The following is a 24305-nucleotide window of genomic DNA, read 5'->3' as shown; positions in this document are numbered from 1 at the left end:
GCAAATCCGTCCCTCATATAAGGCTGAGACCTGATGCCGAGCCGATTGTGGTGAAGTGGATGATCCTATGCTGTCGAGAAAAGCCTCTAGCGAGTTTCATGGCGGCCCGTACCCTAAACCGACTCAGGTGGTCAGGTAGAGAATACCGAGGCGTTCGGGTGAACTATGGTTAAGGAACTCGGCAAAATGCCCCCGTAACTTCGGGAGAAGGGGGGCCATCACTGGTGAAGGAACTTGCTTCCTGAGCTGGGGGTGGCCGCAGAGACCAGCGAGAAGCGACTGTTTACTAAAAACACAGGTCCGTGCGAAGCCGTAAGGCGATGTATACGGACTGACGCCTGCCCGGTGCTGGAACGTTAAGGGGACCGGTTAGTGCGCTTTCGGGCGTGCGAAGCTGAGAACTTAAGCGCCAGTAAACGGCGGTGGTAACTATAACCATCCTAAGGTAGCGAAATTCCTTGTCGGGTAAGTTCCGACCTGCACGAATGGCGTAACGACTTCTCGACTGTCTCAACCATAGGCCCGGTGAAATTGCACTACGAGTAAAGATGCTCGTTTCGCGCAGCAGGACGGAAAGACCCCGGGACCTTTACTACAGTTTGATATTGGTGTTCGGTTCGGCTTGTGTAGGATAGGTGGGAGACTGTGAAACCCCAACGCCAGTTGGGGTGGAGTCATCGTTGAAATACCACTCTGGTCGTGCTGGATGTCTAACCTCGGTCCGTGATCCGGATCAGGGACAGTGTCTGATGGGTAGTTTAACTGGGGCGGTTGCCTCCCAAAGGGTAACGGAGGCGCCCAAAGGTTCCCTCAGCCTGGTTGGCAATCAGGTGTTGAGTGTAAGTGCACAAGGGAGCTTGACTGTGAGACCGACGGGTCGAGCAGGGACGAAAGTCGGGACTAGTGATCCGGCGGTGGCTTGTGGAAGCGCCGTCGCTCAACGGATAAAAGGTACCCCGGGGATAACAGGCTGATCTTCCCCAAGAGTCCATATCGACGGGATGGTTTGGCACCTCGATGTCGGCTCGTCGCATCCTGGGGCTGGAGTCGGTCCCAAGGGTTGGGCTGTTCGCCCATTAAAGCGGTACGCGAGCTGGGTTTAGAACGTCGTGAGACAGTTCGGTCCCTATCCGCTGTGCGCGTAGGAATATTGAGAAGGGCTGTCCCTAGTACGAGAGGACCGGGACGGACGAACCTCTGGTGTGCCAGTTGTCCTGCCAAGGGCATGGCTGGTTGGCTACGTTCGGGAGGGATAACCGCTGAAAGCATCTAAGCGGGAAGCCTGCTTCAAGATGAGTATTCCCACCTCCTTGAGAGGGTAAGGCTCCCAGTAGACGACTGGGTTGATAGGCCAGATGTGGAAGCCCGGTAACGGGTGAAGCTGACTGGTACTAATAGGCCGAGGGCTTGTCCTCAGTTGCTCGCGTCCACTGTGTTAGTTCTGAAATAACGAACAGCTGTGTTCATGCCAGCGTTCAAATTTCATAGTGTTTCGGTGGTCATAGCGTTAGGGAAACGCCCGGTTACATTCCGAACCCGGAAGCTAAGCCTTTCAGCGCCGATGGTACTGCAGGGGGGACCCTGTGGGAGAGTAGGACGCCGCCGAACAATCATTGCGGGAAGCCCCGCACCAAACCCTCGGGTTCGGTGCGGGGCTTTTCTGCGTTTACCGGCAGAGTGCAAAATGCGGAGCCGGAAAACGCAGGTGAGCCGACGGTGGTCCCGTCGTTAAGATCGCCGGCATGAGCGATGACTATGTGATCAGGGCCGTACGGGGCGACGAGTGGGAAAAGGTCAAGGAGCTGCGGTTGGTGGCGCTCCGGGATCCGGCCGCGGCCGTGGCTTTCCTGGAGACCGAGGAGAGGGCACTCGCCCAGAACGACGAGTACTGGCAGGAGCGTGCCGCAGGGGCTGCCGAGGGGCGTGGGGCCCGACAGTTCATCGCCGAGGCCGGTGACGGGCGGTGGGTCGGGTCCGTGACCGTGCTCATCGAGGCGCAGGGTGGCACCGACTACTTCGGTGAGCCCATTGAGCAGCAGCAGGGCCACGTGGTCGGGGTGTTCGTACGTCCCGAGCAGCGGGGGAGCGGGCTCGTGGAGCGGCTGTTCGACGCCGGGCTCGACTGGGCCTGGTCGCTGGAGGCGCCGGCGACCGAGCGGGTCCGGCTGTTCGTGCACGAGGACAACACGAGGGCGGAGAGCTTCTACCGGCGGTACGGGTTCGAGGCGACCGGTCTGCTGATACCGCTGGAGACGGGAGCCAAGGAGCGGGAGTACGTCTACGCGCGGCCGGCCGGGCCCGGCGCGGGGGTGTGAGGGAAGAAGCGGACGCGCCGGTCGAGGAGCGGTTCCTGTCGCTCGAGTGTCATGCCAACGGGGCGGCACTGGCGGCCTTCGGCCAGGGGCTTCCGCCGTTGGCGGCGAACGAGAGAGCCGTGTTCCTCGGGTACAACTACGCGGACGTCCCGGTGGGCAGGCGGTACGCGTGCTGCTTCCGGCGTGACGATGCGAAGGACGTCGAGCGGGTGACCGCCACGGTCGTTGCGGTCACCCAGCAGTACGGGCACGCCTGGGACCACATCCCCCACGGGTGGAAGACGCTGTCCGTACTGCGGTTCGAGCCCGGAATCCCGGCGATGGTCCGGGAACTACCGTACGGAGGGCTCTGGTACGACCATCGCGCGTCCGTGTATGTCTCGGACACGGACACGTGGGGGGTGCACGTCGCCGACGAGCAGGCCCTCTAGGGCAGGTCCGCGTCCGGCCAGCGGGAGCGGGCCTGTTCGCGGCTGCGGCACAGGGCGAGGAGGGGGAGGGGCTCCTGGGCCAGGAGTTCCGGGAGCTGGGGGATCGGGGCCACCGCGGCCACGTCGTCCAGGACCAGGGACAGTGGTGGGTCGAGCCGACCGTGGGATGACCGTGCGGCCATGCGGCGGCCGTGCTCGACCACGTGAGAGGCGAGTGCGGTCAGCAGGGGCATCGCACCCGGGTGGGTGCGCGGATCCTCCAGAGGTTCACCCACCAAGTAGAGGGTGCCCCCTTCGGTCACGAACGATGCAAGGGTGAGTGCATCTGTTCGGTTCGGGTTGCAGGCCTCGCGGATGTGGATCGAGGTCAGGCAGGAGAGGGCCCGGGCCGTCAGGTTCTGGGCCAGTTCCCGGCGTTCGGGATGGGCGGTGAGGGCGCTCTCCAGCTCGCCGGCTGCGCCGGGGGCGGCCTGGGGGTGGGTGCGCAGGATGCGGACCGGGTCCTGGGCGCTGTTGCCCTGGGTCCAGCGGTGGAGCTGCTTGAACGGGCGGTCGTCGAGCGCGACGGCCTGGAGCCAGCTGCGCAGGAGCGTTTCCGCCGTGTCGGCGACCGCGGCGTCCATCCGGGCCTGCGGGCGTACGGGGGCCAGCAGGGCGATCGCGCGGGCTGCGGCGGTGTCGCGGTCCGCGCAGCCCTCGGCGGGATTCCAGTGCATGCGGGCCGGGGTGTCGCACAGGTGCGAGGGGTCGTAGAGGAGGACCGGGCCGAGTTTGGCGCGGGCGTCCTTGGTCTCGGCCCAGAGGGTGGGTGAGGAGGTGACGACGAGCGCCGCTCCCTCCGCCTCGCCGATCGCCTGTGCGGCCGCGCGGAAGCGGTCGTTCGGGCCGCCGTACACGATGCCGCTGCTTGGGGCCGCCGTGGCTGCCGCCGGCTGGGGGGCGTAGCCGAAGCCGTAGCGGTAGGCCTCGTCCGCCGGGGCCGGGGCCGCGGTGGGCGGTGCGGCGGAGCCGCTGGGGGCGCGGCCCCCAGGCCCCCGCGCCTCAAACACCGGCGGGGCTGGATTGGGCGCGGCTGGGGTGGTGGCGTATGCCTGCGCCTCGTACGCCGACGGGGCTGGATTCGGCGCCGGGGTGGTCTCGGTGAGGTGTTTGGCTCGGGCGCGGCGGGACTTGGTGCGGGCGATCACGCCGATGGCGAAGACGGTGAGCACGAACATCACCAGGAGCTGGCTGACGAACAGGCCCCAGAAGAGGCCCCAGCCCGAGAGGGCCGCCGGGTCGGTGTCCGGCCAGGCGGCGGCGATGTCGTGCGGCTCCGCTATCAGGGCGCGCACGGCGTCCGGGGTCCGGGTGAAGGTGACCGTGTCGGGCCAGGCGCCCTTGGCGAAGACGGCGGCCAGGCCGGTGGCCGTCCAGACGAGGACGGCCAGGCCGAGGAGGAAGGCCAGGAGGCCGACCAGCAGGCCGTCCGGGATGCCGCCGCCGCGCGCGGGGGGCTCCGTACGTCGTGCGTCGTGCATGGTCAGGCCACCGTGGTCGCGGAACCCGGGCCGCCGTTGCCGCGGCTGCGTTCGATGGACAGGGCGCGTTCCTCCGCTTCGAGTTCGGCGGCCAGCATGTCTTCGGAGAGGAGGGTGGGGGCGGAGGATTCGGTCATGGCGCGGTCCGTGAAGACGAGGGGGCGTTCGGCTTCGGTGATCAGGTGTTTGACCACCTGGACGTTGCCGTTGACGTCCCAGACGGCGATGCCGGGCGTGAGGGTGGGGATGATCTCGACGGCCCAGCGGGGGAGGCCGAGGACCCGGCCGGTGGCGCGGGCCTCGTCCGCCTTCTGGGCGTAGATGGTCCTGGTCGAGGCCATCTTGAGGATGGCCGCGGCCTCGCGGGCGGCCGCGCCGTCGACGACGTCGGAGAGGTGGTGGACGACGGCGACGAAGGAGAGGCCCAGGCGCCGGCCGAACTTCAGCAGGCGCTGGAACAGCTGCGCCACGAAGGGGCTGTTGATGATGTGCCAGGCCTCTTCGACGAGGAAGATGCGCTTCTTGCGGTCGGGCCGGATCCAGGTGTGCTCCAGCCAGACGCCGACGATCGCCATGAGGATCGGCATCGCGATGGAGTTGCGGTCGATGTGGGAGAGGTCGAAGACGATCAGCGGGGCGTCGAGGTCGATGCCGACGGTGGTGGGGCCGTCGAACATGCCGCGCAGGTCGCCGTCGACGAGACGGTCGATGACCAGGGCCACGTCGAGGCCCCAGGCCCGGACATCGTCTATGTCGACGTTCATCGCGAGGGCGGACTCGGCCTCGGGGTGGCGCAGTTGCTCGACGATGTCGGTGAGGACGGGCTGGCGGTCGCGGATGGTGTCGACGACGTAGGCGTGGGCGACCTTCAGGGCGAAGCCGGCGCGCTCGTCGAGGCCGTGGCCCATGGCCACTTCGATGATGGTCCGGAGCAGCGCGAGCTGCCCGGTCGTCGTGATGGCCGGGTCGAGGGGGTTGAGGCGGATGCCGTCGTCGTTGGCGGCGATCGGATCCAGGCGGATGGGGGTTATCCCCAGCTGCTGGGCGATCAGGTTCCACTCGCCGACGCCGTCCTCGCCCTGGGCGTCGAGGACGACGACCTGGCGGTCCTTGAAGCGGAGCTGGCGCAGGACGTACGTCTTCTCCAGGGCGGACTTGCCGTTGCCGGATTCGCCGAGGACCAGCCAGTGGGGGGCCGGGAGCTGCTGTCCGTACAGCTGGAAGGGGTCGTAGATGTAGCCCTTGCCGCTGTAGACCTCGCGGCCGATGATGACGCCGGAGTCGCCGAGTCCGGGGGCGGCGGTGGGCAGGTAGACGGCTTGCGCCTGCCCGGTGGAGGTGCGTACGGGCAGGCGCGTGGTCTCGACTTTGCCGAAGAGGAAGCTGGTGAAGGCGTCCGTCAGGGCGGACATGGGATCTCGCATGGGCGGCACTTCCCTCCAGCTAGCGTCGGATGCCGGTGGCGAACGGCAAGGTGTTGACGAAGGCGCGGTGGTGCTCGCGGTCGCACCATTCCAGCTTCAGGTAGGACTTGCCGGCGGAGGCGCGGATCGTCCGCTTGTCGCGGGCGAGGGCTTCGGGCGAACGCGAGGACACCGTGATGTACCCGACCAGGTTGACTCCGGCCGCACCGCTCGCGAGATCTTCACCCCTCTGGTCGAGCCGGCCGTGGGCGGCGATGTCGCGGGGGTCGACGGTGCGGTTCATCTTGGCGGCGCGGGAGGCGTCGGCCTCGTCGTTGGTCTTCTCGGTGAGCATCCGCTCGATGGCCACCTCGGTGGGCTCCAGGTCCATGGTGACGGCGACGGTGCGGATGACGTCGGGGGTGTGGACGAGGAGGGGTGCGAGGAAGTTGACGCCCACGGGCGTCATCGGCCACTCCTTGACCCAGGCGGTGGCGTGGCACCAGGGCGCGCGGGTGGAGGACTCGCGGGTCTTGGCCTGGAGGAAGGTGGGCTCGACGGCGTCCAGTTCGGCCGGCCAGGCGTTGCGCTTGGTCATGGCCTGGATGTGGTCGATGGGGTGGTCCGGGTCGTACATGGAGTGCACGAGGGAGGAGAGGCGTCCCTGGCCCAGCGGCTGGCGGACGCGGATGTCGGCTTCGGCGAGGCGGGCGCAGATGTCGGTGAGCTCGCGGGCCATGACGATGGCGAGGCCGGCGTCGCGGTCGATCCTGCGGCCCTTGTGGGGGGTGGCGGCGCGGGCGATGGTGACGGCCTCGGCGGCAAGGTCGCGGGTGTAGTGCATGCAGGCGACGAGGTACGCGCGGTGCTGCTCGGAGGAGGTGGACACCATCGACTGGAGCTGGTCGTAGGAGTCGCGCAGCCAGCCGGGGGCCTGGGTGTCGCCGCGCATGGCCACGTCCTTCGCGTGCGCGTCGGGGTCGGCGGGCAGGGTGCGGGCGAGCATCTGGAGGCGGGTGACGAAGCCGTCGCCGTTGGCCACGTGCTTGAGGAGGGTGCCGAAGCGGTCGACGAGGGCCTCCTGGTCCTCGCTGTCGCGCAGGCCGACGCCGGGGCCCTCGATCTCGATGGCGGCGGTGACGGTGCGGCGGTCCGCGTGCAGGAGTACGGCGATCTCGTCGGGGCCGAAGGGTGCGGCGAGCCAGCTGATCCGGCCGATGCCGGGGGGCGGTCCGACCTCGACCTCGCGGCCGTCGACGGCGCGGACGCCGGCTTCCATGGCGCCGGAGCGGTAGGTGGTGCCGCGGCGCAGGGTGCGCTTGTAGCTGCGGCTGATCTCGAACCAGCGGTAGAAGGTGCGGCCCTTGTACGGGACGTACACGGCGGCGAGCGCGAGCATGGGGAAGCCGGCGAGGCTGACGATGCGCAGGGTGAGGTCGGGGACGAGCAGTCCGCTCATCATGCCGAAGAACGCCCCGGCGATGATGAGGGCGATCTCGCCGGTCTCGCGGTTCTTTCCGACGATCGCGTTCGGCCGGGCCCGGCCGATGAGATACGTGCGGCGGGGCGCGACCGGGTGCAGCTGGTGGGACTGGGTCGTCAACGCCCGTCACCTCCTGTGTTCCTCGTACTCGAACTCGTGCGGGGTGCGGGTGCGGCGGAGGGGACAGATCCGCCGCCGGCTCCGCCGCCGGAGGTGGGGCGGCTGCTGTGGGCGGCCACGCCTCCGGAGAGGGGGTTGGCGGGGCGGGGCGCGTTGTTGCCGCCTCCGCCGTCGCCGCCGCGGTGGGCGCCGCGGCTGCTGTGCGTCTTGATGCCCTGCGAGACGAGGGAGGCAGGGGAGCTGATGACGGCTGCGGCCTGGGCGCCGTCGGTGGCCTTGCTGCGGTTGGAGCGGGCGGAGGCGATCTCGTCGCCGAAGCCGGGGACGAAGCGGTAGATCATCGCGGAGGCGAAGATCGCCAGGAGGATGATCGCGAGTCCGGTGACGACGGCGGAGAAGGCGTTCGGACCCTTTTCGCCGGTCAGGGCTCCGGCGAGGCCGAGGACGATGACGATGACCGGCTTCACGAGGATGACGGCGATCATGATGCCGGCCCAGCGGCGGACGTGGCCCCAGAGGTTGCGGTCGACGAGGCCGGAGTAGACGACGACGCCGAGGAGGGCGCCGACGTAGAGGAGGGCGGCCCGGATGAAGAGCTCCAGGTAGAGCACGCCGGCGGCGAGGACGGTGACGAGCGCGACGACGATCAGCATGATCGGGCCGCCGCCGATGTCGTCGCCCTTCTTGAGGGCCTCGGAGAACGAGCCGAAGAAGACGTCGGTCTGGCCGCCGGTGGCGGAGGCGATGACCTCGGTGACGCCGTCGGTGGCGGAGACGACGGTGTAGAGGACGAGGGGGGTGAAGGCGGAGGCGAGGACCGTGAGCCAGAGGAAGCCGATGGCTTCGGACATGGCGGTGGTGAGGGGGACGCCGCGGACGGCTCGCTTCGCGACGGCGAAGAGCCAGAGGACGAGGGTGAGGATGGTGGAGGCGGCGAAGACGACGGAGTACTGCTTGAGGAAGGCGGGGTTGGTGAAGTCGACTTCCGCCGAGCCGCTGACCGCTTCGCTGAGCTTGGTGACGATCCAGGAGGCGGCGTCTGCGCAGCCTCGGGCGAGGGAGGCGAGGGGGTTGAGGGCCTCGGCCGGGTCGCTGGGCGCTAGGCCTGTGCGGGGGGCTCCGCCTTCGCCGCGCTCGCAGTACTGTTTGGCCGGGCCGATGAGGAGGTCGCAGGGGTTGTTGCTGGCCTGCGGTGACGGCGTCGGAGTGGGCGCGGCGTAAGCGCGGGACGCCAGCGCTGCGACGGCCATGTGGACGGCGGCTACGACGCCCAGTCGGAGCCGGAGGTTAGCGGGCATAGGTGAACCCTCCGAACTCCTTGGTCGCCTTGCTGATGTCGTCGGACGTCGATGCGGCGCTGTCACCGGGAACCGGAGCGGGCCCGTCCTGCTGGGTGTCCGCGAGGACCTTCCAGTCGTTGCCGACCCAGGCCAACTCGAATACCCAGGTCTTCCACGTGCTCTGGACAGGGTCGGTGGACTTGGGACCGGACATTCCGATCAGGCCCATGTACCAGACCGAGACCTTGGCGGTGGTGGGGGTGTAGCTGTCGACCCGGGTGCCGACCGGAACGGTACGCGTCACGAAGGTGCTGTCCTGCGGGGCGTTGCCGTTCGCGTCGAGCCCGAGTTTGGCGAGGAAGGCGGCGGAGTAGGCCTCGTCCTGCGGACCCTTCAAGCGGCCGGCCGCGTCCGGTGTGTAGATACCGTCCACGATGGCATGCCGAGAGGTCCTCTTGAACATGCCGTCAGAACCCATGACCACCGCGTAGTTGGCGGCGGCCGACTGGGCGCCCTGTTCGTCGTGGGCGAAGCCTCTGGGGATGCCCGAGGTCTTGCCGGTGACCGGGGTCGTGCCCGTGGCCGTCGTGGAGGAGGCGGCCGGGTTGTTGTCCGCCGGCTTGTCCTCGGGGGTGTCCGGGGCCTGGTTCGCGAACGCGATGGCGGCGATCAGGAGGACCACCACGCCGACCACCGTGACCAGGCTGCGGGCGGTGCGGGGGGTGCGGCGGGCGGGGCCGTACGGGTCGGTGGGGGAGTCCGGGAGGCGGGTGCGGGTCTGGCCCGTGCCGCCGACCTCGCCGTGGCCGCCGCCGTACTGGTCGTCGTTGCTCATTCCGTGTCGGCCCCCTCCGCGTCGTACGACGGTAGCGCTGGTTCCCGCGTAGGCGCGGTGTGGTGAGTCCTCATCAGGTACGGCCGCGGTGTGGCCCGGCTAGACGGCCATTCCGTAGACGATGGTGAAGAGGGTGCCCAGGGAGCCGATGATGAAGACGCCCGTGAGGCCGGCCACGATCAGGCCCTTGCCCTGTTCCGCGCTGAACGTGTCGCGCAGGGCGGTCGCGCCGATGCGCTGTTTGGCCGCCCCCCAGATGGCGATGCCCAGGCACAGGAGGATCGCCACGGCCATGACCACTTCGATCATGACCTTCGCTTCGTTGCCGAGACTGCCGAACGGCCCCCAGTTCGGGGCGATTCCGCCGATGATGGTGGTGATGTCGCCCTTTTCGGCTGCCAGGATCATGTAACTCACCGCCCCTGTATGGGTAGTTCCGGAAGCTCCCTGCCCGATGACAGGGGTTACGCACTATCTTCGCTGATGAAACCGCCGCCGTCGTCGACTTGACGGCTCTCTTTACCCGATCTCGCGGACCGCGTCCGGCCTCCGCGCTCTGACCTGGGCAGGGGCGGTGTGTATGCGCAAGAACATGCGGTCACTCTGTGTATCACGAGGGGTGACGCCGGGCAATGATTGTCGTCTCGGCGTACGGGTGGGGCGAGGGGCGGCCGTTCGGCGCAGCGGGGTCGCGTGTCGTTGGGCCGACCCGCTGACATTTGTCTGATGTTTCGTCCGCCCGTCGTCGGCGGCTCTGGTGGTTGGCCGGGGCGCTGGCTCCGGGCCCCTGCGCCTCAAACGCCGGCGGGGCTGGATGTGGGGGCCGGGTTTTCAGGTCCAGTGGGTGGGGCGGGTGAGGGTGGGGGGGAGTTGGGTGGTGGGGTCGCCTTGGGCGGCGTTCAGTTGGGGTTGGGTGAGGAAGACGGCGCCTCGGAGGTCCGCGCCGCGGAGGTTGGTGTCGCGGAGGTCGGCGCCGATCAGGTCGGCCGTGCGGAGGTCGGCGCGGCGGAGGTCGGCGGCGATCAGGTAGGCGCCGCGGAGGTTCGCGCCCCGCAGGTTGGCTCCGGAGAGGCGGGCTCCCATCAGGTCGGCGCCGCGGTGGTTCTTCTTGCGGCCCGGCACCTTGGCCCGTACGAGCTCGCTGGTTTCGAGCAGGAGGGTGTTGATCTCCTGGCGGAGGGGCGTGATGTCCAGGGCCGTGAGGGCCTGGGCGTCGGCGCGGGTCCACTCTTCGGTCTGCGCGAGCATGCGGCGCAGTTCCGCGTGGAGCGGGGCGGCGTCCGGGAGGGTCAGGGCCTCGGCGACGTAGAAGAGCAGCTCGTGCAGCTGCCGCATCACGGGGAAGACCTCGAACATCTCGCCCCGGGTGTCCGGGTGCCCGCGCCAGTCGCGGCCGCCGAAGGTGACCTGGGAGACCTGCTGGCCCGCCCCGAAGCAGTCGAAGACCGTGCATCCCTGGAAGCCCGTGTCGCGCAGCCGCGTGTGGATTCCGCAGCGGAAGTCCTGCCGGAGGTTCTTGCAGGGGGTTCCGGCGGGCTTGTTCACGGCGAAGTCCTGGGACTTGGCGAAGGGCAGGGCGACGCAGCACAGCGCGAAGCAGTTCGCGCAGTCGGCTTCCAGGAGGGGGAGGGGGTGAGGGAGGTGGTTCGACACCGTTCCATTGTTACCGGGTGGGGGCGGTGAGGCGCATTTGGTGGGCGGTCCAGGGGGTGCCGTCGACCTTCTCCACGTCCTCGAGGGTCTGCTCGGTGCGGAAGCCGAGGTCCTCGTAGATGCGGATCGCCGCGGTGTTGTGGGCCCAGACGCCGAGGCTGATCTCCGGCAGGCCCAGCTCGTCGAAGCAGAGGTCGACGACCTGGGAGACGAGGGCCCGGCCGAGTCCCTGGGCGCGCTGCTCGGGGGCGATCAGTACGCGGCCGAGGCGGGTGCCGGCGACGGAGACGTGCCCGATGCGGTGGTGGCCGGGGGACACGGCGGTCCAGGTGTGCCGGCCGGGCTCGGCGGCGTAGGCCTCGAGCTGGGCGTCGTCCAGGGGCCAGGTGAAGGAGGGGCCGGCCCAGGTCATCAGCTCGGCGGGGGTCTTCACCCACGAGCGCAGCAGGGGGCCGTCCTCGGCGGGGAGGTAGGGGGTGAGGGTGAGGGAGGGCGGGAGGGGGTGCGGGTGCGGGTGCGTGGTCATTCCTCAAGTCTGCGGGTGGTGAACGGGGTTGATCCCGGGAGGGGGTGGGCGTGAGCATCGGCCCATGACCGAAGTGATCGCAGTCGCCGTAATTACTCTTCTCGCCGTGATCAGTCCCGGCGCCGATTTCGCCATGGTGGTCCGCAACAGCTACCTCTACGGGCGGCCCACCGGGCTGTTCGCCGCCGCCGGGGTCGCGGCCGGCGTCCTGGTCCACGTGTCGTACACGATGCTCGGGGTCGGTCTGCTGATCGCCTCCTCCACCGCGCTGTTCACCGCGATCAAGCTGGCGGGTGCGGCCTATCTGGTGTGGATCGGGATACGGACCTTCCGGGCGCGGGCCGAGGTGTCCGTGGACCTGGAGTCGAAGCCGCAGCTGAGCCCGCTGGGGGCGATGCGGTCGGGGTTCCTGACGAACGTGCTCAATCCGAAGACGACGCTGTTCGTGGTGTCGACCTTCACGCAGGTGGTGAACCCGGGCACCCCGGTGTGGCAGCAGGCGGGCTACGGGCTGTTCATGTCGGCGGCGCACCTGGGCTGGTTCGGGGCGGTGGCGCTGTTCTTCTCGGACTCGCGGCTGCGCGACCGGATGCTGAAGGCGCAGAAGACGCTGAACCGGGCCATCGGGTCGGTACTGGTGGGACTGGGGGTGGGGCTGGGGTTCGCCCGCTGACGCCGGCCGGCGCTCGTCGACGCCTCCTGACGACCGTTGTGGAGTCGGTTACCTGTCGGTAGCGTGCAGGGTATGGGCGCTGCCGAGGGGTTCTTCGAACGACTTGATGCCGGGCGGTTCACCGCCACCGAGTACACGCGCGGGCCGTGGGACCCGGGCTCGCAGCACGCCGGGCCGCCGGCCGCGCTGCTCGGGCGGGCCGTCGAGGAGCGGCCGGGTGCGCGCGCGGACATGCGGATCGCCCGGATCACGTACGAGATCCTGCGCCCGGTGCCGATCGGCGCGCTGGAGATCACCACCAGCGTGCTCCGGGCCGGGCGCAGCACCGAGGTGGTCGAGGCCGCGCTCGCCCCGGCGGGCGCCGCGCCCGTGATGCTGGCGCGGGCCCTGCGGATCCGGGTCGCCGAGGAGGCCGTGCCGGCCGTGGTGGCGGGGCCGCAGCTGCCGCCGCCCGGGGAGGTGGACGTGACGCCGTTCTTCCCGGTGCCGTGGGAGACGGGCTACCACTCGGCCATGGAGACCCGGTTCACCGAGGGCGCGTTCGTCGAGCTGGGTCCGGGCACGTGCTGGATGCGGATGAAGGTGCCGCTCGTGGCCGGGGAGGAGACCAGGCCGCTGGACCGGGTGCTGATCGCCGCCGACTCGGGCAACGGCATCAGCTCGGTGATGGACTTCGGGCGCTACGTCTTCATCAACGGTGACCTGACGGTCCATCTCCACCGCCACCCGGTGGGCGAATGGGCCTGTGTGGAGGCCCGTACGAGTGTGGACGCGGCCGGGATCGGGCTCGCGGACGCCCTGCTGCACGACGAGAAGGGGCCCATCGGGCGCAGCGCGCAGAGCCTTTTCGTCGCACCCCGGTAGCGGCCGCCCCGGACACCGCACGGGCAAGCCAACCCCCTTGTCAGGGGCGGGGCATGCGTGTGGCAGGCTCGTGCGAATGGAGGCCCTGAGAGACACGGATCCCGCGCACATCGGGGCGCAGGCACTGCTGGCCCGGCTCGGCGCCGGTGGCATGGGGCAGGTGTACCTCGGGCGGTCGCCGGGCGGCCGGCTGGTCGCCATCAAGGTGATCAAGGAAGAGATCACCGGGCATCCGGAGGCCCTCGCGCGGTTCCGCCGGGAGGCCGAGACGGTCCGCGCGGTGCGCTCCGCGTACACCGCGAACCTGATCGACGCGTCGCTGGCGGCGCCGCCCTACTGGCTCGCCACCGAGTACGTGGCCGGGCCCACCCTGAGCCACGCGGTGCGCGCGTACGGAGCCCTGCCCGCCGCCGCGTGCCGCAGGCTGTTCGCCGCGCTGGCGGAGGGCCTGGCGAGCGTGCACGCGTACGGGGTCACGCACCGGGACCTCAAGCCGCAGAACGTCATCCTGGGCGTGCAGGGGCCCCAGCTCATCGACTTCGGCATCGCCAAGGGCGTGGCCGAGACGGCTCTGACGCAGGCCGGTACCGCCCCGGGCACCCCCGGCTACACAGCTCCCGAGGTGCTGCTGCGGGGCGAGGTGGCGGACGCCGCGGACGTCTTCGCGCTGGGTGCCACGATCGCCTACGCGGCGACGGGCCGGGCGCCGTACGGGACGGGGGAGCCCACCGCCGTCAACTTCCGCGCGGTGCACGGCGAGATCGATGTTGAGGGCGTGGAGCCGGACCTGGCCGCGCTCGTGAAGGCCTGCGTGGCGACGGAGCCGGGTGCCCGGCCCGCCCTGGCCGAGATCATCCGGCGCTGCGCCGTGGACTCGGCCCTGGTCGACGACCCGGTGTACGCGGCGCTGACGGCGACCGCGGGCGGGGCCGCGCAGGTGCCGGGGCTGCCGTCGACGATCGGTCCGGGACTGCCGGCCGGCTCGGGCTACGTGCCCACGTACGTTCCCGCCGGCCAGAACCAGAACCAGAACCAGAGCCAGGGCTACGCGCACGGCCCGGGCCCGGACCAGGGCCAGGGCTCCGGCCTTCGCCGTCCGCCGCGCTGGGCGCTGGCGGCCGTCGGCGGTCTGGTGGCGGGCGGCCTCGTCACGGGCGGGTACCTGTTCCTCCAGGACGAGGACGCCAAGAGTGCCGGGGGAGGCTCGCGGGCCGGCGGCCCGCCGAGCGGCCGGACCACGCCCGGCGGGCCGGCTTCGAGCCCCGCCCCCTCTTCCCAGGGAGGCGGCAGCGGATCGGGGGCCGTGCCCGACCACATCGAGCCGAACAAGGTATCGAGGGACCTGTGGACCAGCGCCGGTCCGAACGGTGGGGGCTGCAGCCTGCCCGCGGAGGAGCGGGCGGAGTTCATCGTGGCTTCCGCGGTCGACGCCGACACCCCGCAGGCGAAGACGGTCACGGGCAAGGTCAAGATCCACGTGTTCCTGAAGCCGTACAACACGGAGAAGGGCCCCTACGCCGTCTCCGTCGGGGTCAAGCCCCCGCACGAGATCGACGTGACCACGCAGCGCCCGTACGAGTTCGTCCGCGACTACAACCACAGCATCGGCTACGCCAGCAAGCCCGTCGACCTCAAGGACCAGGCCACCGGCGGCGAGGTGGAGCTCACGTACCCGGACGACTTCGTGACGCAGTTGGTGGACAACGAGGGGACCGCGAAGAGGTTTCCGGCCATCCCGCTCGCCAACGATCCCGGTGACTGGACGGTGCTGGTCTACCGGGTCCGGGGCGTCAAGGAGTACAGCAGCATCTATTGCACCGGCTTTCCGGTGAAATAGTGCCGGGTCTGGCCGACGAATCCACTGTCAGGGGACGTTCCATGAGGCAGTGTTGACGAGTGCGCAAGTTCTGGATGGCAAGCGGGCTCGGGATCGGTGTGTGCCTGACCTTCATCGCGCTGCTCGTCGTCGGCACGTACTCGGCGGCGGCGGGGATGGTGAACAGCGGCAGGCAGGGTGCCGTCGGACTGGTCAAGGGGTCGGTTCCGGCGATCTATCAGCCGCTGGTGGAGAAGTGGGGAAACCTTTGCCCCGCCCTCAACCCGGCTCTGCTGGCGGCGCAGCTCTACACGGAGAGCGGCTGGAAGCCCGACGTGGTGAGTCACGCCGACGCGCGCGGCATCGCCCAGTTCATCCCCGGCACCTGGGCCACGTACGGCATCGACGGTGACGGCGACGGCGACCGTGACATCTGGGACCCCAAGGACGCAATCCCCTCGGCGGCCACGTACGACTGCCAACTGGCCAAGGACGTGGCGCAGGTTCCGGGGGATCGGTCCGACAATATGCTCGCCGCCTACAACGCCGGCCCCTATCGCGTGATCAAGGCCGGGGGCGTGCCCCCGATCAGCGAGACGCAGGGCTACGTGAAGTCCATCCGGGCCCTGGAGAAAAGCTTCGCGCGGCCCGTCGGGCGGGTGGCGCCGTCGCAACAGGCCGCCGGGGCCATCTACTTCGCGCAGAAGCAGCTCGGCACGCCCTATCTGTGGGGTGGCAACGGAACGCCCGACCAGGGCGGGCGCTTCGACTGCTCCGGGCTGACCAAGGCCGCGTACGAGACGGTGGGGATCCAGCTGCCGCGCGTGGCCAACGACCAGTACAACGCCGGGTCCCATCCCCCGCGCGACCAACTGCTGCCCGGTGATCTGGTCTTCTTCTCCGACGATCTGACGAACTCCCGGGAGATCCGGCACGTCGGGCTCTACGTGGGCGGCGGGTACATGATCAACGCCCCGTACACCGGTGCCGTGATCCGCTTCGACAAGATCGACACGCCGGACTATTTCGGTGCGACGCGCGTGACCAAAGATGGTGCGGAGGCCCTTCCGGACCGCTCCGCCGCTGGTCGGGCGCCGTAGCGACGCTCCGTGAGGCCAAGGCCCTGAGCTGCGACGACGAGTCTCTCTTCGATAACGTTGGAGTGATCATTCGGTGGAGAGTGGAACGTAGTCGCCAGAACGGGCGTTCCATGAGCGCGGGGGTTGATCGAGTGGGGGGCGAAGGGGCGCACACAGGGGTGCGCCCGCACGGGAACCACGGCAAGGGCAAGGGGCCGCATCACCATGGCTGGACTCACAACAGGTGGGCCGAACGTGGATGTCAGCCTGCTGTACGAGGTCAACAGAGCGGCCCGGCAGGCTCCGGGATGGCTGGACCGGGCCGTGAGCCTGGCCGGTGAGTACGGGATCCTCCTGGTCCTGGTGCTCCTGGTGTTGTGGTGCTGGCACGGTGCGCGCCGGCAGGACGAAACCACCGCCGTCGAGTCCTTCGCCGCACTGGTGTGGGCCCCGCTGGCCGCCGCACTGGCCCTCCTTGTGAACGTACCGCTGCGCGAATTCGTCGGACGGCAAAGGCCGTTCCGGCACCACGAGGGCCTGCAGGTGCTCGATCCCGGCTTCGGCCCGGGGATCGGGAACACCGAGTTCTCCTTCGTCAGCGACCACACCACCCTCGCGATGGCCCTGGGCGTGGGCCTGTTCCTGGCGAACCGGAAGATCGGGTTCCTGGGGATCGGGCTCGCCCTCGCCGAAGGCTTCTGCCGCGTCTACATGGGCGTCCACTACCCGACCGACGTGATCGGCGGCCTCGCGCTCGGCACCGCCGTGGTGCTCGTGCTCGCGCCGCTCGCCATGGCGCTGCTGACCCCGGTGGTGCGGGCGGTGGCCGGCTCCCCGCGCGTCGGGCGGCTCGTACGGGCCAAGGGCCGGGCGGTGCCCCGGACGCTCGGGCTCGCCACGCAGACCCAGACCCCGCCCGCGGGGCAGCGTACGCACGACAACGACCTCGCCGCCTGAGGCCGACGCGGACTCAGGTCCGCGCGTACGCATCCCAAACGGCCAGCAGAGCGGCCACCAGCAGGCACAGCCCCGCCGCCCCGAAGCACACCCGGACCGCCGACCGGCGGGGCCGGGGGGTCACGGTTCGCCGCCGTCGGTGCCGCCGTCGCGGCGGTACCGGGAACGCAGCCACCATCCGGTGACCGCGGCCGCGGCGCAGGTGAGTCCGATGGCCAGGGCCACGTCGGCGGGGCTGTCCGCCGAGCCCACGGGTCTGGCCCAGGCCGCGGCGGCCGGGGCGAACGCGATGAGCAGGGCCCATAGGAGGGCCGTGAGGCGGGCTGCGGATCCTGGCATGAATCAAGGGCATCCGCTGCTCCCCGCCCCGGCCAGCCGGGCCGTCCGAACGGGCTAGGGATTCCCCTCGGCCCCTGAGCTTCGGCCCCTGAGCCCCGGTCCTTGGCCGTCGGCGCCCGGTCCTCGGGCTCTGATCCTCGGCCGTCGTCCCTCAGCCGTGGTCCCTCGTCCGTCGCCGTCGCCGTCGCCCCTCGCCCGGAGCCGCTGCGTCAGCCCGCCGGGTGCCGGGCGGCGTCCCTGCGGGCCAGGTCGCGGGAGCGGCGGGCCGGGCCGGACCAGCCGCAGGTGCAGACCGCCAGGGAGAACGCTCCGCGTTCGGCGGTGGAGGTGGTGTGGCTGGTCGGGGGCTGCGGCTGTGACGTCGGCCGCGGGAGCGGCTCGGAGGCAAGCGGAGGGACCAGGGTCGCGTCGGTGTGCGGTTCCACACCCCCACGGTACCCGGGGCGGGCCGCGCCGGGGAGGGTGCGCCCCCGTGACGGGAAACCCGGGACCTCGTTAAGCGGAGCGGGTGGGGGCCTCGGGCAAGCAGCGGTCATGCGTTGGGGGTTGGCAGGCGATGGTGGTTCACCAGCACAGGCGGCGGCCCGGACGTGCGGGTGAGGCTGTGCTCGCTGCCGGCGTCACCCTGGCGGTCACGGCGATGAGCGGGTGCGCGGGCGGCGGCGGCAGTGACGGACGGCCTCAGGCGGACGCGGCGGCGGTGGTCCGCGGGGCCGCCGACGCGCTGACGAAGAGCGGCAGCGCCCGGGCCCGTACGGCCATGGAGATGGCCACGGGCGGGACCCGGGTGACGATCCGCGGCGAGGGCGGGGTCGACTTCAAGAACCGGATGGGGCAGCTCCTGGTGATGCTCCCGGCCGATGTGAAGGGCGAGGACGAGCACCGGCCCATCACCGAGCTGCTCGTGCCCGGTGCGCTCTACATGAAGAACCGCGGTGCGGGCGTTCCGGCCGACAAGTGGGTCCGGGTCGACACGACGACCCTCGCCGACGGGAACCTCGTCACGGGCGGGGCCACCGATCCGCTGGTCGCGGCCGAGCTGCTGCGGGGCGCGCAGGAGGTGACGTACGTGGGGGAGACCGAGGTGGCGGGCACCAAGGTGCGGCACTACCGGGGCACCACCGACATCGGGCGGGCCGCGGGGAGGGCTTCGGCCGGGGTGCGGGGGGCGCTGGAGGCCGCGGCGAAAGGGTTCAGCAAGGACACCGTGCCGTTCGACGTCTATCTGGACGAGCAGGGACGTCTGCGGAAGGTCCGGCACCGTTTCACGTACGTCAACAATGGCGTGATCGATGTCTCGTCGACCACGCTGCTGTACGGGTTCGGGACGCCGGTGACCGTCGTATTGCCGGCAACTGGGGACATTTACGCCGGGAAGATCGCCGAGTAGTGGGACGGGCGGAGGGGGAGCGGCGCGATCGGGCCATGGGCCGGTATCCGGAAATGGTCCATCCGTGTCATGTGCCCCGGGCCATGGCGTCCCTACGCTGAGAAGCCGGGCCCGAGCGTCGATGACCGTAGACGGCAGACTGAGGTGACACGCGTGACTCCCGCAGGCGGTACGACGGTGCAGGACCACGTGGCTCTCGCCGAGATCGAGCTGTGCGGTGAACTGATCATCGCGGCGTCGACGGCGGCGGAGGAGCGGCTCAGCCAGGACCGGATCGACGAGGTGCTGATGGGCATCTGGTCGGGCTGACCGTGGTGTCTCCCCCGGCTGCCGCCGGGAGGTGCCCCCGGGAGCTCCGCCGCGGCCCCCGCGCCTGAACGCCGGCGAGGCCCAAGGGCTACGTGCGCAGGAGGCGGGCGATGGCCTTCGTGGCTTCCTCGACCTTGGCGTCGATCTCGGTGCCGCCCTTGACCGCGGCGTCGGCCACGCAGTGGCGCAGGTGTTCCTCCAGCAGCTGGAGCGCGAAGGACTGGAGGGCCTTCGTGCTCGCCGAGACCTGGGTGAGTATGTCGATGCAGTAGACGTCCTCGTCGACGAGCCGCTGCAGGCCGCGGATCTGGCCCTCGATCCGGCGCAGTCGCTTGAGGTGCTCGTCCTTCTGGTGGTGGTAGCCGTGGACGGCTCCGCCGTCGTGGGGCGCATCGGCTCCGGAGCCTTCCCCGGCTACCGCCGGGGGTACCCCGCCCGCCTCGATGGTCGTCATGCGTCCTCCCGTGGTCCGGAATCGAGGGATACATACCCCTCATGGGTATAGGGTACTGGGCCGCTGCCCAACGGGCAGGGGTCCGTGGTCCTCACTCTGCCTGATGGAGGACACTGGGCAACGGCCGGTTAGCCGTGGCCGGGGGATGCGCCTAGCATCAGCCTGACCGAATCCGATGCACCCCGAGGACCTCACGTGCGATTTCGTCTGACCCCCAGGGAGACGAGCTTCTACGACATGTTCGCCGCATCCGCGGACAACATCGTCACGGGCTCGAAGCTCCTGATGGAACTGCTCGGAGCGGACTCCTCCGCCCGGGTCGAGATCGCGGAGCGGATGCGGGCAGCGGAACACGCGGGGGACGACGCGACCCACGCGATCTTCCACCAGCTGAACTCCTCCTTCATCACGCCGTTCGACCGCGAGGACATCTACAACCTTGCTTCTTCGCTCGACGACATCATGGACTTCATGGAGGAGGCCGTCGACCTGGTCGTCCTCTACAACGTGGAGGAGCTCCCCAAGGGTGTCGAGCAGCAGATCGAGGTCCTGGCCCGCGCGGCCGAGCTGACCGCCGAGGCCATGCCGCACCTGCGGACGATGGACAACCTCACCGAGTACTGGATCGAGGTCAACCGTCTTGAGAACCAGGCCGACCAGATCCACCGCAAGCTTCTCGCGCAGCTCTTCAACGGCAAGTACGACGCCATCGAGGTGCTGAAGCTCAAGCAGATCGTCGACGTGCTCGAAGAGGCGGCCGACGCGTTCGAGCACGTTGCGAACACGGTGGAGACCATCGCGGTCAAGGAGTCCTGAACCTCGTGGACACCTTCGCTCTGGTCGTGACCATCGGTGTCGCGCTCGGCTTTACGTATACGAATGGTTTTCACGACTCGGCGAACGCCATCGCGACTTCCGTCTCGACGCGGGCGCTGACCCCGCGCGCGGCGCTGGCGATGGCCGCCGTGATGAACCTCGCCGGTGCCTTCCTGGGCAGCGGGGTCGCCAAGACGGTCAGCCAGGGTCTGATCGAGACGCCCACGGGCGCCACCGGCATGTGGATCCTCTTCGCGGCGCTGGTCGGCGCGATCGTCTGGAACCTGATCACCTGGTACTTCGGCCTGCCCTCGTCCTCCTCGCACGCGCTGTTCGGCGGCATGGTGGGCGCGGCGCTGGCCGGTGGCACCGAGGTGATCTGGTCGGGGGTCCTCGACAAGGTCGTCATCCCGATGTTCGCCTCGCCGGTCGTCGGTCTGATCGCCGGTTACCTGGTGATGGTGGTCATCCTGTGGATGTTCCGCCGGTCCAACCCGCACAAGGCCAAGCACGGGTTCCGTATCGCGCAGACGGTCTCGGCGGCTGCGATGGCGCTCGGCCACGGCCTGCAGGACGCGCAGAAGACGATGGGCATCGTCGTGATGGCCCTGGTCATCGCCGACGTGCAGAGCGCCGACGCGCCGATCCCGGTCTGGGTCAAGATCGTCTGTGCCGTGATGCTGTCGCTGGGTACGTACGCGGGCGGCTGGCGCATCATGCGCACCCTCGGCCGCAAGATCATCGAGCTGGACCCGCCGCAGGGCTTCGCGGCCGAGACCACGGGCGCCTCGATCATGTTCGGCTCGGCGTACCTCTTCCACGCGCCGATCTCCACCACCCACGTCATCACCTCGGCGATCATGGGCGTGGGCGCGACCAAGCGCGTGAACGCGGTCCGCTGGGGCGTCGCCAAGAACATCGTCCTGGGCTGGTTCATCACCATGCCGGCCGCGGCCCTGGTCGCCGCGGTCTGCTTCTGGATCGTGGACCTCGCGTTCGTGTAGGACGCGGGAAGCAGGAAGCAGGAACGAAAGCGGGCCGGCTCCCCCCACCCAGGGGGAGCCGGCCCTTTTTCTTTCTTTCGCCTTGCGGTGGCACCGCCATGCAGCACCGCAGGACGTCTTGCTCACGCGGCGGAGCCGCATGACATCTCGTCCGGTTTAGCCGAAGCGGCCCGAGATGTAGTCCTCGGTCGCCTGCACGGACGGGTTCGAGAAGATCCGGTCCGTGTCGTCGATCTCGACGAGCTTGCCGGGCTGGCCGACCGCCGAGAGGTTGAAGAAGGCGGTGCGGTCCGAGACGCGGGCCGCCTGCTGCATGTTGTGCGTCACGATGACGATCGTGAAGCGCTCCTTGAGCTCGCCGATCAGGTCCTCGATCGCGAGGGTGGAGATCGGGTCGAGGGCGGAGCAGGGCTCGTCCATCAGCAGGACCTGGGGCTCGACCGCGATGGCGCGGGCGATGCACAGACGCTGCTGCTGGCCGCCGGAGAGGCCCGAGCCGGGCTTGTTCAGGCGGTCCTTGACCTCGTTCCAGAGGTTGGCGCCCTTGAGGGACCGCTCCACGATGTCCGTGAGCTCGGACTTCTTGAAGTTGCCGTTCAGCCGCAGGCCCGCCGCCACGTTGTCGAAGATCGACATGGTGGGGAAGGGGTTCGGGCGCTGGAAGACCATGCCGACGGTGCGGCGGACCGCGACCGGGTCCACGCCGGCGCCGTACAGGTTCTCGTCGTCCAGGAGCACCTTGCCCTCGACGCGGCCACCGGGGGTGACCTCGTGCATGCGGTTGAGGGTGCGCAGGAAGGTGGACTTGCCGCAGCCGGAGGGGCCGATGAAGGCGGTCACGGAGCGGGGCTCCACGGTCATCGAGATGTCATCGATGGCCTTGTGGGTGCCGTAGAAGGCGGACAGTCCGCTGACGTCGATTCGCTTCGCCATGAGGGGTCACTTCGCTTTCATACAGTCGCGTCAGCGACCGGTCTTCGGGGCCTTCCAGCGGGCGATGCCGCGGGCCACCAGATTGAGGATCATGACGAAGGCGATCAGTACGAGGGCTGCGGCCCACGCCCGGTCGTAGGAGGCTTCACTGCCGACCTTGTACTGCTCCCAAATGTAGAGGGGGAGCGAGGACTGGGCGCCTTCGAAGGGGTTGGCGTTGATCAGCTGCGTACCGAAGACCAGCAGCATGATCGGCGCGGTCTCACCGGCGATGCGGGCCACGGCCAGCATGACACCGGTGGCGATGCCGCCGATCGCGGTGGGGAGCACGACCTTGAGGATCACGCGCCACTTCGGCACACCGAGGGCGAGGGCGGCCTCGCGCAGCTCGTTCGGGACGAGCTTGAGCATCTCCTCGGTGGAGCGGACCACGACGGGCATCATCAGGATCGACAGGGCCATGGCGCCGGCGAAGCCGGAGGGGCCGAAGCCGAGCATCAGGTTCCAGGTCGTCAGGATGAACAGACCCGCGACGATGGAGGGGATGCCGGTCATGACGTCGACGAAGAAGGTGACGGCCTTGGCGAGGGAGCCCCGGCCGTACTCGACCAGGTAGACGGCGGTCAGCAGGCCGATCGGAGCCGCGATCAGGGTGGCCAGGGCGACCTGCTCGATGGTGCCGAGCAGCGCGTGGTAGACGCCGCCGCCCTCGTCGAAGCTGGTCACGCCGTTCATGGAGTGCGTGAGGAAGTTTGCGGTCAGGAGCTCGAGGCCGCGGCTGACCGTCGTCCACATCAGCGAGAGCAGCGGGATGACCGCGAGGACGAAGCAGACCCACACCATGGAGGTCGCCACGCGGTCCTTGGCCTGACGCCGGTTCTCGACGACCGCGCTCGCGGTGTACGTGATGACGACGAACAGGAGGGCAGAGAGCAGTCCCCACTGCACCTTGCTGTGGAGGCTCAGGGCGAGGCCGGTGCCGCAGCCGAGGGCGAGCGAGAGGGCCGCGATGCCGGCCGGGGCCCAGCGGGGCAGGCCGCCTCGGGTGAGGCTGGCGGGAGCGGCGGACTTGGGGGCCCGGGCGGGCCGCTGGTCCTGGAGTGCGTGGCTCATCAGGCGTTCGCCCCCGAGAAGTCCTTGCGGCGAGCGATGATCAGGCGAGCTGCACCGTTGACCAGCAGGGTGAGCAGGAAGAGGACCAGGCCGGAGGCGATCAGCGCGTCCCGGCCGAACTCGTTGGCCTCGTCGAACTTCGCGGCGATGTTCTGCGCGAAGGTGCCGCCGCCCGGGTTCAGGACGTGGAACGAGATCAGGAAGCTCGGGGAGAGGACGGTCGCGACGGCCATGGTCTCGCCGAGTGCGCGGCCGAGGCCGAGCATCGAGGCGGAGATGACGCCGGAGCGGCCGAAGGGCAGCACCGACATGCGGATGACCTCCCAGCGGGTCGCGCCGAGGGCCAGGGCGGCCTCCTCGTTCATGCGCGGGACCTGCAGGAAGACCTCGCGGCTGACGCTGGTCACGATCGGCAGGATCATGATCGCGAGCAGGATGCCGACGGTGAAGAGCGAGCGGGCGACACCGATCTGGGTCTTGTCGAAGACGTACGTCCAGCCCAGGTACTCGTCGAGCCAGAGGTTCAGGCCGTTCAGCTGCGGTACGAGGAAGAGGGCGCCCCAGATGCCGTAGATGATCGACGGCACGGCGGCCAGGAGGTCGACCACGTACGCGAGGGGCGCGGCCAGCTTGCGCGGCGCGTAGTGCGAGATGAACAGGGCGATGCCGACAGCGATCGGAACCGCGATGGCCATCGCGATGATCGAGCTGACGACGGTGCCGAAGAGCAGGACGGCGATGCCGAAGACGGGCGGGTTGGCCGACGCGTTCCAGTCGAAGGTGGTGAGGAAGTTCCCCTCGTTCTTCGACAGTGCGATCGAGGCGCGGTAGGTGAGGAAGGCGGCGATCGACGCCATGATCACCAGGAGCAGGATGCCGGATCCCTTGGAGAGCCCGGCGAAGATCTTGTCACCGGCGCGGCCGGTGGACCTTCCGCTCTTGGCGACAGGCGGAGCCGTGTCTATCTGGGTGGGTGTGGTGGAAGCCATGAT

Annotated in this window: 25 protein-coding genes and 2 rRNA genes (1 of these 27 cut by a window edge); 13 read left to right on the top strand and 14 right to left on the bottom strand. The window is 69.4% G+C overall.

The features are described 5' to 3' along the window. The 4 genes from OG472_RS21800 to OG472_RS21785 form a co-directional block, all read left to right on the top strand. Window positions 1-1415 (top strand): 23S ribosomal RNA (locus OG472_RS21800) (it extends 1709 nt beyond the left edge of the window). A gap of 76 nt (window positions 1416-1491) precedes the next feature. Further along, window positions 1492-1608, top strand: a 5S ribosomal RNA gene (gene rrf / locus OG472_RS21795). Between the two features lie 134 nt (window positions 1609-1742). Further along, window positions 1743-2315 carry a GNAT family N-acetyltransferase gene (locus tag OG472_RS21790; RefSeq protein WP_401607922.1) on the top strand — a complete coding sequence of 191 codons (573 nt, stop codon included), beginning with the start codon at window positions 1743-1745 and terminating at the stop codon, window positions 2313-2315. Next, on the top strand, window positions 2312-2746 hold the full coding sequence (locus tag OG472_RS21785) for a hypothetical protein (protein WP_401607924.1): 435 nt from the start codon (window positions 2312-2314) through the stop codon (window positions 2744-2746). Before OG472_RS21790 ends, OG472_RS21785 begins: the two co-directional genes overlap by 4 nt. Here OG472_RS21785 and OG472_RS21780 read toward each other — a convergent pair. The 8 genes from OG472_RS21780 to OG472_RS21745 form a co-directional block, all read right to left on the bottom strand. Next, entirely contained in the window at window positions 2743-4266 is a 1524-nt protein-coding gene (locus OG472_RS21780) for a type VI secretion protein (RefSeq protein ID WP_405941913.1), read from the bottom strand. The two genes, OG472_RS21785 and OG472_RS21780, sit on opposite strands and share 4 nt — an antisense overlap. A 2-nt stretch (window positions 4267-4268) precedes the next feature. Further along, entirely contained in the window at window positions 4269-5690 is a 1422-nt protein-coding gene (locus OG472_RS21775) for an ATP-binding protein (RefSeq protein WP_319732619.1), read from the bottom strand. Between the two features lie 19 nt (window positions 5691-5709). Further along, window positions 5710-7272, bottom strand: coding sequence for an SCO6880 family protein (locus OG472_RS21770; protein ID WP_405830855.1), 1563 nt, complete (start codon window positions 7270-7272; stop codon window positions 5710-5712). Further along, window positions 7269-8570, bottom strand: a complete 1302-nt coding sequence (locus OG472_RS21765) for a hypothetical protein (RefSeq protein WP_405941912.1) — start codon at window positions 8568-8570, stop codon at window positions 7269-7271. The genes OG472_RS21770 and OG472_RS21765 overlap by 4 nt, the downstream gene beginning before the upstream one ends. After that, window positions 8560-9387, bottom strand: a complete 828-nt coding sequence (locus tag OG472_RS21760; RefSeq protein ID WP_401607932.1) for a hypothetical protein — start codon at window positions 9385-9387, stop codon at window positions 8560-8562. The genes OG472_RS21765 and OG472_RS21760 overlap by 11 nt, the downstream gene beginning before the upstream one ends. Before the next feature lie 99 nt (window positions 9388-9486). Beyond that, window positions 9487-9795 (bottom strand): hypothetical protein, encoded by a 309-nt coding sequence (locus OG472_RS21755; protein WP_008742356.1) that lies wholly within the window; start codon window positions 9793-9795, stop codon window positions 9487-9489. Between the two features lie 423 nt (window positions 9796-10218). Next, window positions 10219-11040, bottom strand: coding sequence for a pentapeptide repeat-containing protein (locus OG472_RS21750; RefSeq protein WP_401607934.1), 822 nt, complete (start codon window positions 11038-11040; stop codon window positions 10219-10221). Between the two features lie 10 nt (window positions 11041-11050). After that, window positions 11051-11566 carry a GNAT family N-acetyltransferase gene (locus tag OG472_RS21745; protein WP_405941911.1) on the bottom strand — a complete coding sequence of 172 codons (516 nt, stop codon included), beginning with the start codon at window positions 11564-11566 and terminating at the stop codon, window positions 11051-11053. A 64-nt stretch (window positions 11567-11630) separates the two neighbouring features. Here OG472_RS21745 and OG472_RS21740 point away from each other — a divergent pair, with 64 nt between their 5' ends. The 5 genes from OG472_RS21740 (at window position 11631) to OG472_RS21720 (ending at window position 16955) form a co-directional block, all read left to right on the top strand. Further along, window positions 11631-12239 carry a LysE family transporter gene (locus tag OG472_RS21740; RefSeq protein WP_327414799.1) on the top strand — a complete coding sequence of 203 codons (609 nt, stop codon included), beginning with the start codon at window positions 11631-11633 and terminating at the stop codon, window positions 12237-12239. A 72-nt stretch (window positions 12240-12311) separates the two neighbouring features. Continuing rightward, entirely contained in the window at window positions 12312-13103 is a 792-nt protein-coding gene (locus OG472_RS21735; protein WP_401607940.1) for a thioesterase family protein, read from the top strand. A 76-nt stretch (window positions 13104-13179) separates the two neighbouring features. After that, window positions 13180-14940, top strand: coding sequence for a serine/threonine-protein kinase (locus OG472_RS21730; protein ID WP_405941910.1), 1761 nt, complete (start codon window positions 13180-13182; stop codon window positions 14938-14940). A gap of 74 nt (window positions 14941-15014) precedes the next feature. After that, window positions 15015-16019 (top strand): NlpC/P60 family protein, encoded by a 1005-nt coding sequence (locus tag OG472_RS21725; RefSeq protein ID WP_401608837.1) that lies wholly within the window; start codon window positions 15015-15017, stop codon window positions 16017-16019. A 204-nt stretch (window positions 16020-16223) separates the two neighbouring features. Further along, complete coding sequence (locus tag OG472_RS21720) at window positions 16224-16955, top strand: phosphatase PAP2 family protein (RefSeq protein ID WP_405941909.1); 732 nt, start codon at window positions 16224-16226, stop codon at window positions 16953-16955. 120 nt (window positions 16956-17075) lie between these two features. Here the strand turns inward: OG472_RS21720 and OG472_RS21715 are convergent, their stop codons facing one another. Next, window positions 17076-17294 (bottom strand): hypothetical protein, encoded by a 219-nt coding sequence (locus OG472_RS21715; RefSeq protein WP_401607947.1) that lies wholly within the window; start codon window positions 17292-17294, stop codon window positions 17076-17078. A gap of 209 nt (window positions 17295-17503) precedes the next feature. Next, window positions 17504-17719 carry a hypothetical protein gene (locus OG472_RS21710; RefSeq protein WP_401607950.1) on the bottom strand — a complete coding sequence of 72 codons (216 nt, stop codon included), beginning with the start codon at window positions 17717-17719 and terminating at the stop codon, window positions 17504-17506. Between the two features lie 131 nt (window positions 17720-17850). On the opposite strand from OG472_RS21710, the gene OG472_RS21705 reads away from it, so the two are divergent. Beyond that, complete coding sequence (locus OG472_RS21705) at window positions 17851-18684, top strand: hypothetical protein (RefSeq protein ID WP_405941908.1); 834 nt, start codon at window positions 17851-17853, stop codon at window positions 18682-18684. A 153-nt stretch (window positions 18685-18837) separates the two neighbouring features. Then, window positions 18838-18993 carry a hypothetical protein gene (locus OG472_RS21700; protein WP_388563197.1) on the top strand — a complete coding sequence of 52 codons (156 nt, stop codon included), beginning with the start codon at window positions 18838-18840 and terminating at the stop codon, window positions 18991-18993. 88 nt (window positions 18994-19081) lie between these two features. Here OG472_RS21700 and OG472_RS21695 read toward each other — a convergent pair whose 3' ends face one another. Beyond that, window positions 19082-19447 carry a metal-sensitive transcriptional regulator gene (locus OG472_RS21695; RefSeq protein ID WP_405941907.1) on the bottom strand — a complete coding sequence of 122 codons (366 nt, stop codon included), beginning with the start codon at window positions 19445-19447 and terminating at the stop codon, window positions 19082-19084. A 195-nt stretch (window positions 19448-19642) separates the two neighbouring features. Between OG472_RS21695 and OG472_RS21690 the strand changes: the two genes are divergently transcribed. After that, a complete protein-coding gene (locus OG472_RS21690; protein WP_033225924.1) occupies window positions 19643-20263 on the top strand; it encodes a DUF47 domain-containing protein in 621 nt (206 codons plus the stop codon). Between the two features lie 5 nt (window positions 20264-20268). Next, complete coding sequence (locus OG472_RS21685) at window positions 20269-21267, top strand: anion permease (protein WP_383569562.1); 999 nt, start codon at window positions 20269-20271, stop codon at window positions 21265-21267. A 156-nt stretch (window positions 21268-21423) separates the two neighbouring features. Here the strand turns inward: OG472_RS21685 and pstB are convergent, their stop codons facing one another. Genes pstB through pstC form a run of 3 tightly spaced genes read right to left on the bottom strand, consistent with a single transcriptional unit; the run spans window position 21424 to window position 24302 of the window. Then, a complete protein-coding gene (gene pstB / locus OG472_RS21680) occupies window positions 21424-22200 on the bottom strand; it encodes a phosphate ABC transporter ATP-binding protein PstB (RefSeq protein ID WP_030718341.1) in 777 nt (258 codons plus the stop codon). A gap of 30 nt (window positions 22201-22230) precedes the next feature. Then, window positions 22231-23313: a phosphate ABC transporter permease PstA gene (gene pstA, locus OG472_RS21675; RefSeq protein WP_405941906.1), complete on the bottom strand. Its 1083-nt coding sequence runs from the start codon at window positions 23311-23313 to the stop codon at window positions 22231-22233. Beyond that, the gene (gene pstC / locus OG472_RS21670; RefSeq protein ID WP_383569569.1) at window positions 23313-24302 is read right to left on the bottom strand and encodes a phosphate ABC transporter permease subunit PstC; all 990 of its coding nucleotides are present in this window, start codon (window positions 24300-24302) and stop codon (window positions 23313-23315) included. The genes pstA and pstC overlap by 1 nt, the downstream gene beginning before the upstream one ends. Between the last annotated feature and the right edge of the window lie 3 nt (window positions 24303-24305).

It is taken from the genome of Streptomyces sp. NBC_00207 (genome assembly GCF_045160965.1).
Lineage (GTDB): Bacteria > Actinomycetota > Actinomycetes > Streptomycetales > Streptomycetaceae > Streptomyces.
Note: the sequence above shows the minus strand (reverse complement) of the source record. Positions and strands in the feature narration are given on the sequence as shown.

Bases quoted from the DNA above. Each gene is read 5' to 3' on its own strand.
- OG472_RS21790 (WP_401607922.1), top strand. From the start codon at position 1,743: ATGAGCGATGACTATGTGATCAGGGCCGTACGGGGCGACGAGTGGGAA.
- OG472_RS21780 (WP_405941913.1), bottom strand. From the start codon at position 4,266: ATGCACGACGCACGACGTACGGAGCCCCCCGCGCGCGGCGGCGGCATC.
- OG472_RS21775 (WP_319732619.1), bottom strand. From the start codon at position 5,690: ATGCGAGATCCCATGTCCGCCCTGACGGACGCCTTCACCAGCTTCCTC.
- OG472_RS21765 (WP_405941912.1), bottom strand. From the start codon at position 8,570: ATGCCCGCTAACCTCCGGCTCCGACTGGGCGTCGTAGCCGCCGTCCAC.
- OG472_RS21760 (WP_401607932.1), bottom strand. From the start codon at position 9,387: ATGAGCAACGACGACCAGTACGGCGGCGGCCACGGCGAGGTCGGCGGC.
- OG472_RS21755 (WP_008742356.1), bottom strand. From the start codon at position 9,795: ATGATCCTGGCAGCCGAAAAGGGCGACATCACCACCATCATCGGCGGA.
- OG472_RS21745 (WP_405941911.1), bottom strand. From the start codon at position 11,566: ATGACCACGCACCCGCACCCGCACCCCCTCCCGCCCTCCCTCACCCTC.
- OG472_RS21740 (WP_327414799.1), top strand. From the start codon at position 11,631: ATGACCGAAGTGATCGCAGTCGCCGTAATTACTCTTCTCGCCGTGATC.
- OG472_RS21735 (WP_401607940.1), top strand. From the start codon at position 12,312: ATGGGCGCTGCCGAGGGGTTCTTCGAACGACTTGATGCCGGGCGGTTC.
- OG472_RS21730 (WP_405941910.1), top strand. From the start codon at position 13,180: ATGGAGGCCCTGAGAGACACGGATCCCGCGCACATCGGGGCGCAGGCA.
- OG472_RS21725 (WP_401608837.1), top strand. From the start codon at position 15,015: ATGGCAAGCGGGCTCGGGATCGGTGTGTGCCTGACCTTCATCGCGCTG.
- OG472_RS21720 (WP_405941909.1), top strand. From the start codon at position 16,224: ATGGCTGGACTCACAACAGGTGGGCCGAACGTGGATGTCAGCCTGCTG.
- OG472_RS21715 (WP_401607947.1), bottom strand. From the start codon at position 17,294: ATGCCAGGATCCGCAGCCCGCCTCACGGCCCTCCTATGGGCCCTGCTC.
- OG472_RS21705 (WP_405941908.1), top strand. From the start codon at position 17,851: ATGGTGGTTCACCAGCACAGGCGGCGGCCCGGACGTGCGGGTGAGGCT.
- OG472_RS21695 (WP_405941907.1), bottom strand. From the start codon at position 19,447: ATGACGACCATCGAGGCGGGCGGGGTACCCCCGGCGGTAGCCGGGGAA.
- pstB (WP_030718341.1), bottom strand. From the start codon at position 22,200: ATGGCGAAGCGAATCGACGTCAGCGGACTGTCCGCCTTCTACGGCACC.
- pstA (WP_405941906.1), bottom strand. From the start codon at position 23,313: ATGAGCCACGCACTCCAGGACCAGCGGCCCGCCCGGGCCCCCAAGTCC.
- pstC (WP_383569569.1), bottom strand. From the start codon at position 24,302: ATGGCTTCCACCACACCCACCCAGATAGACACGGCTCCGCCTGTCGCC.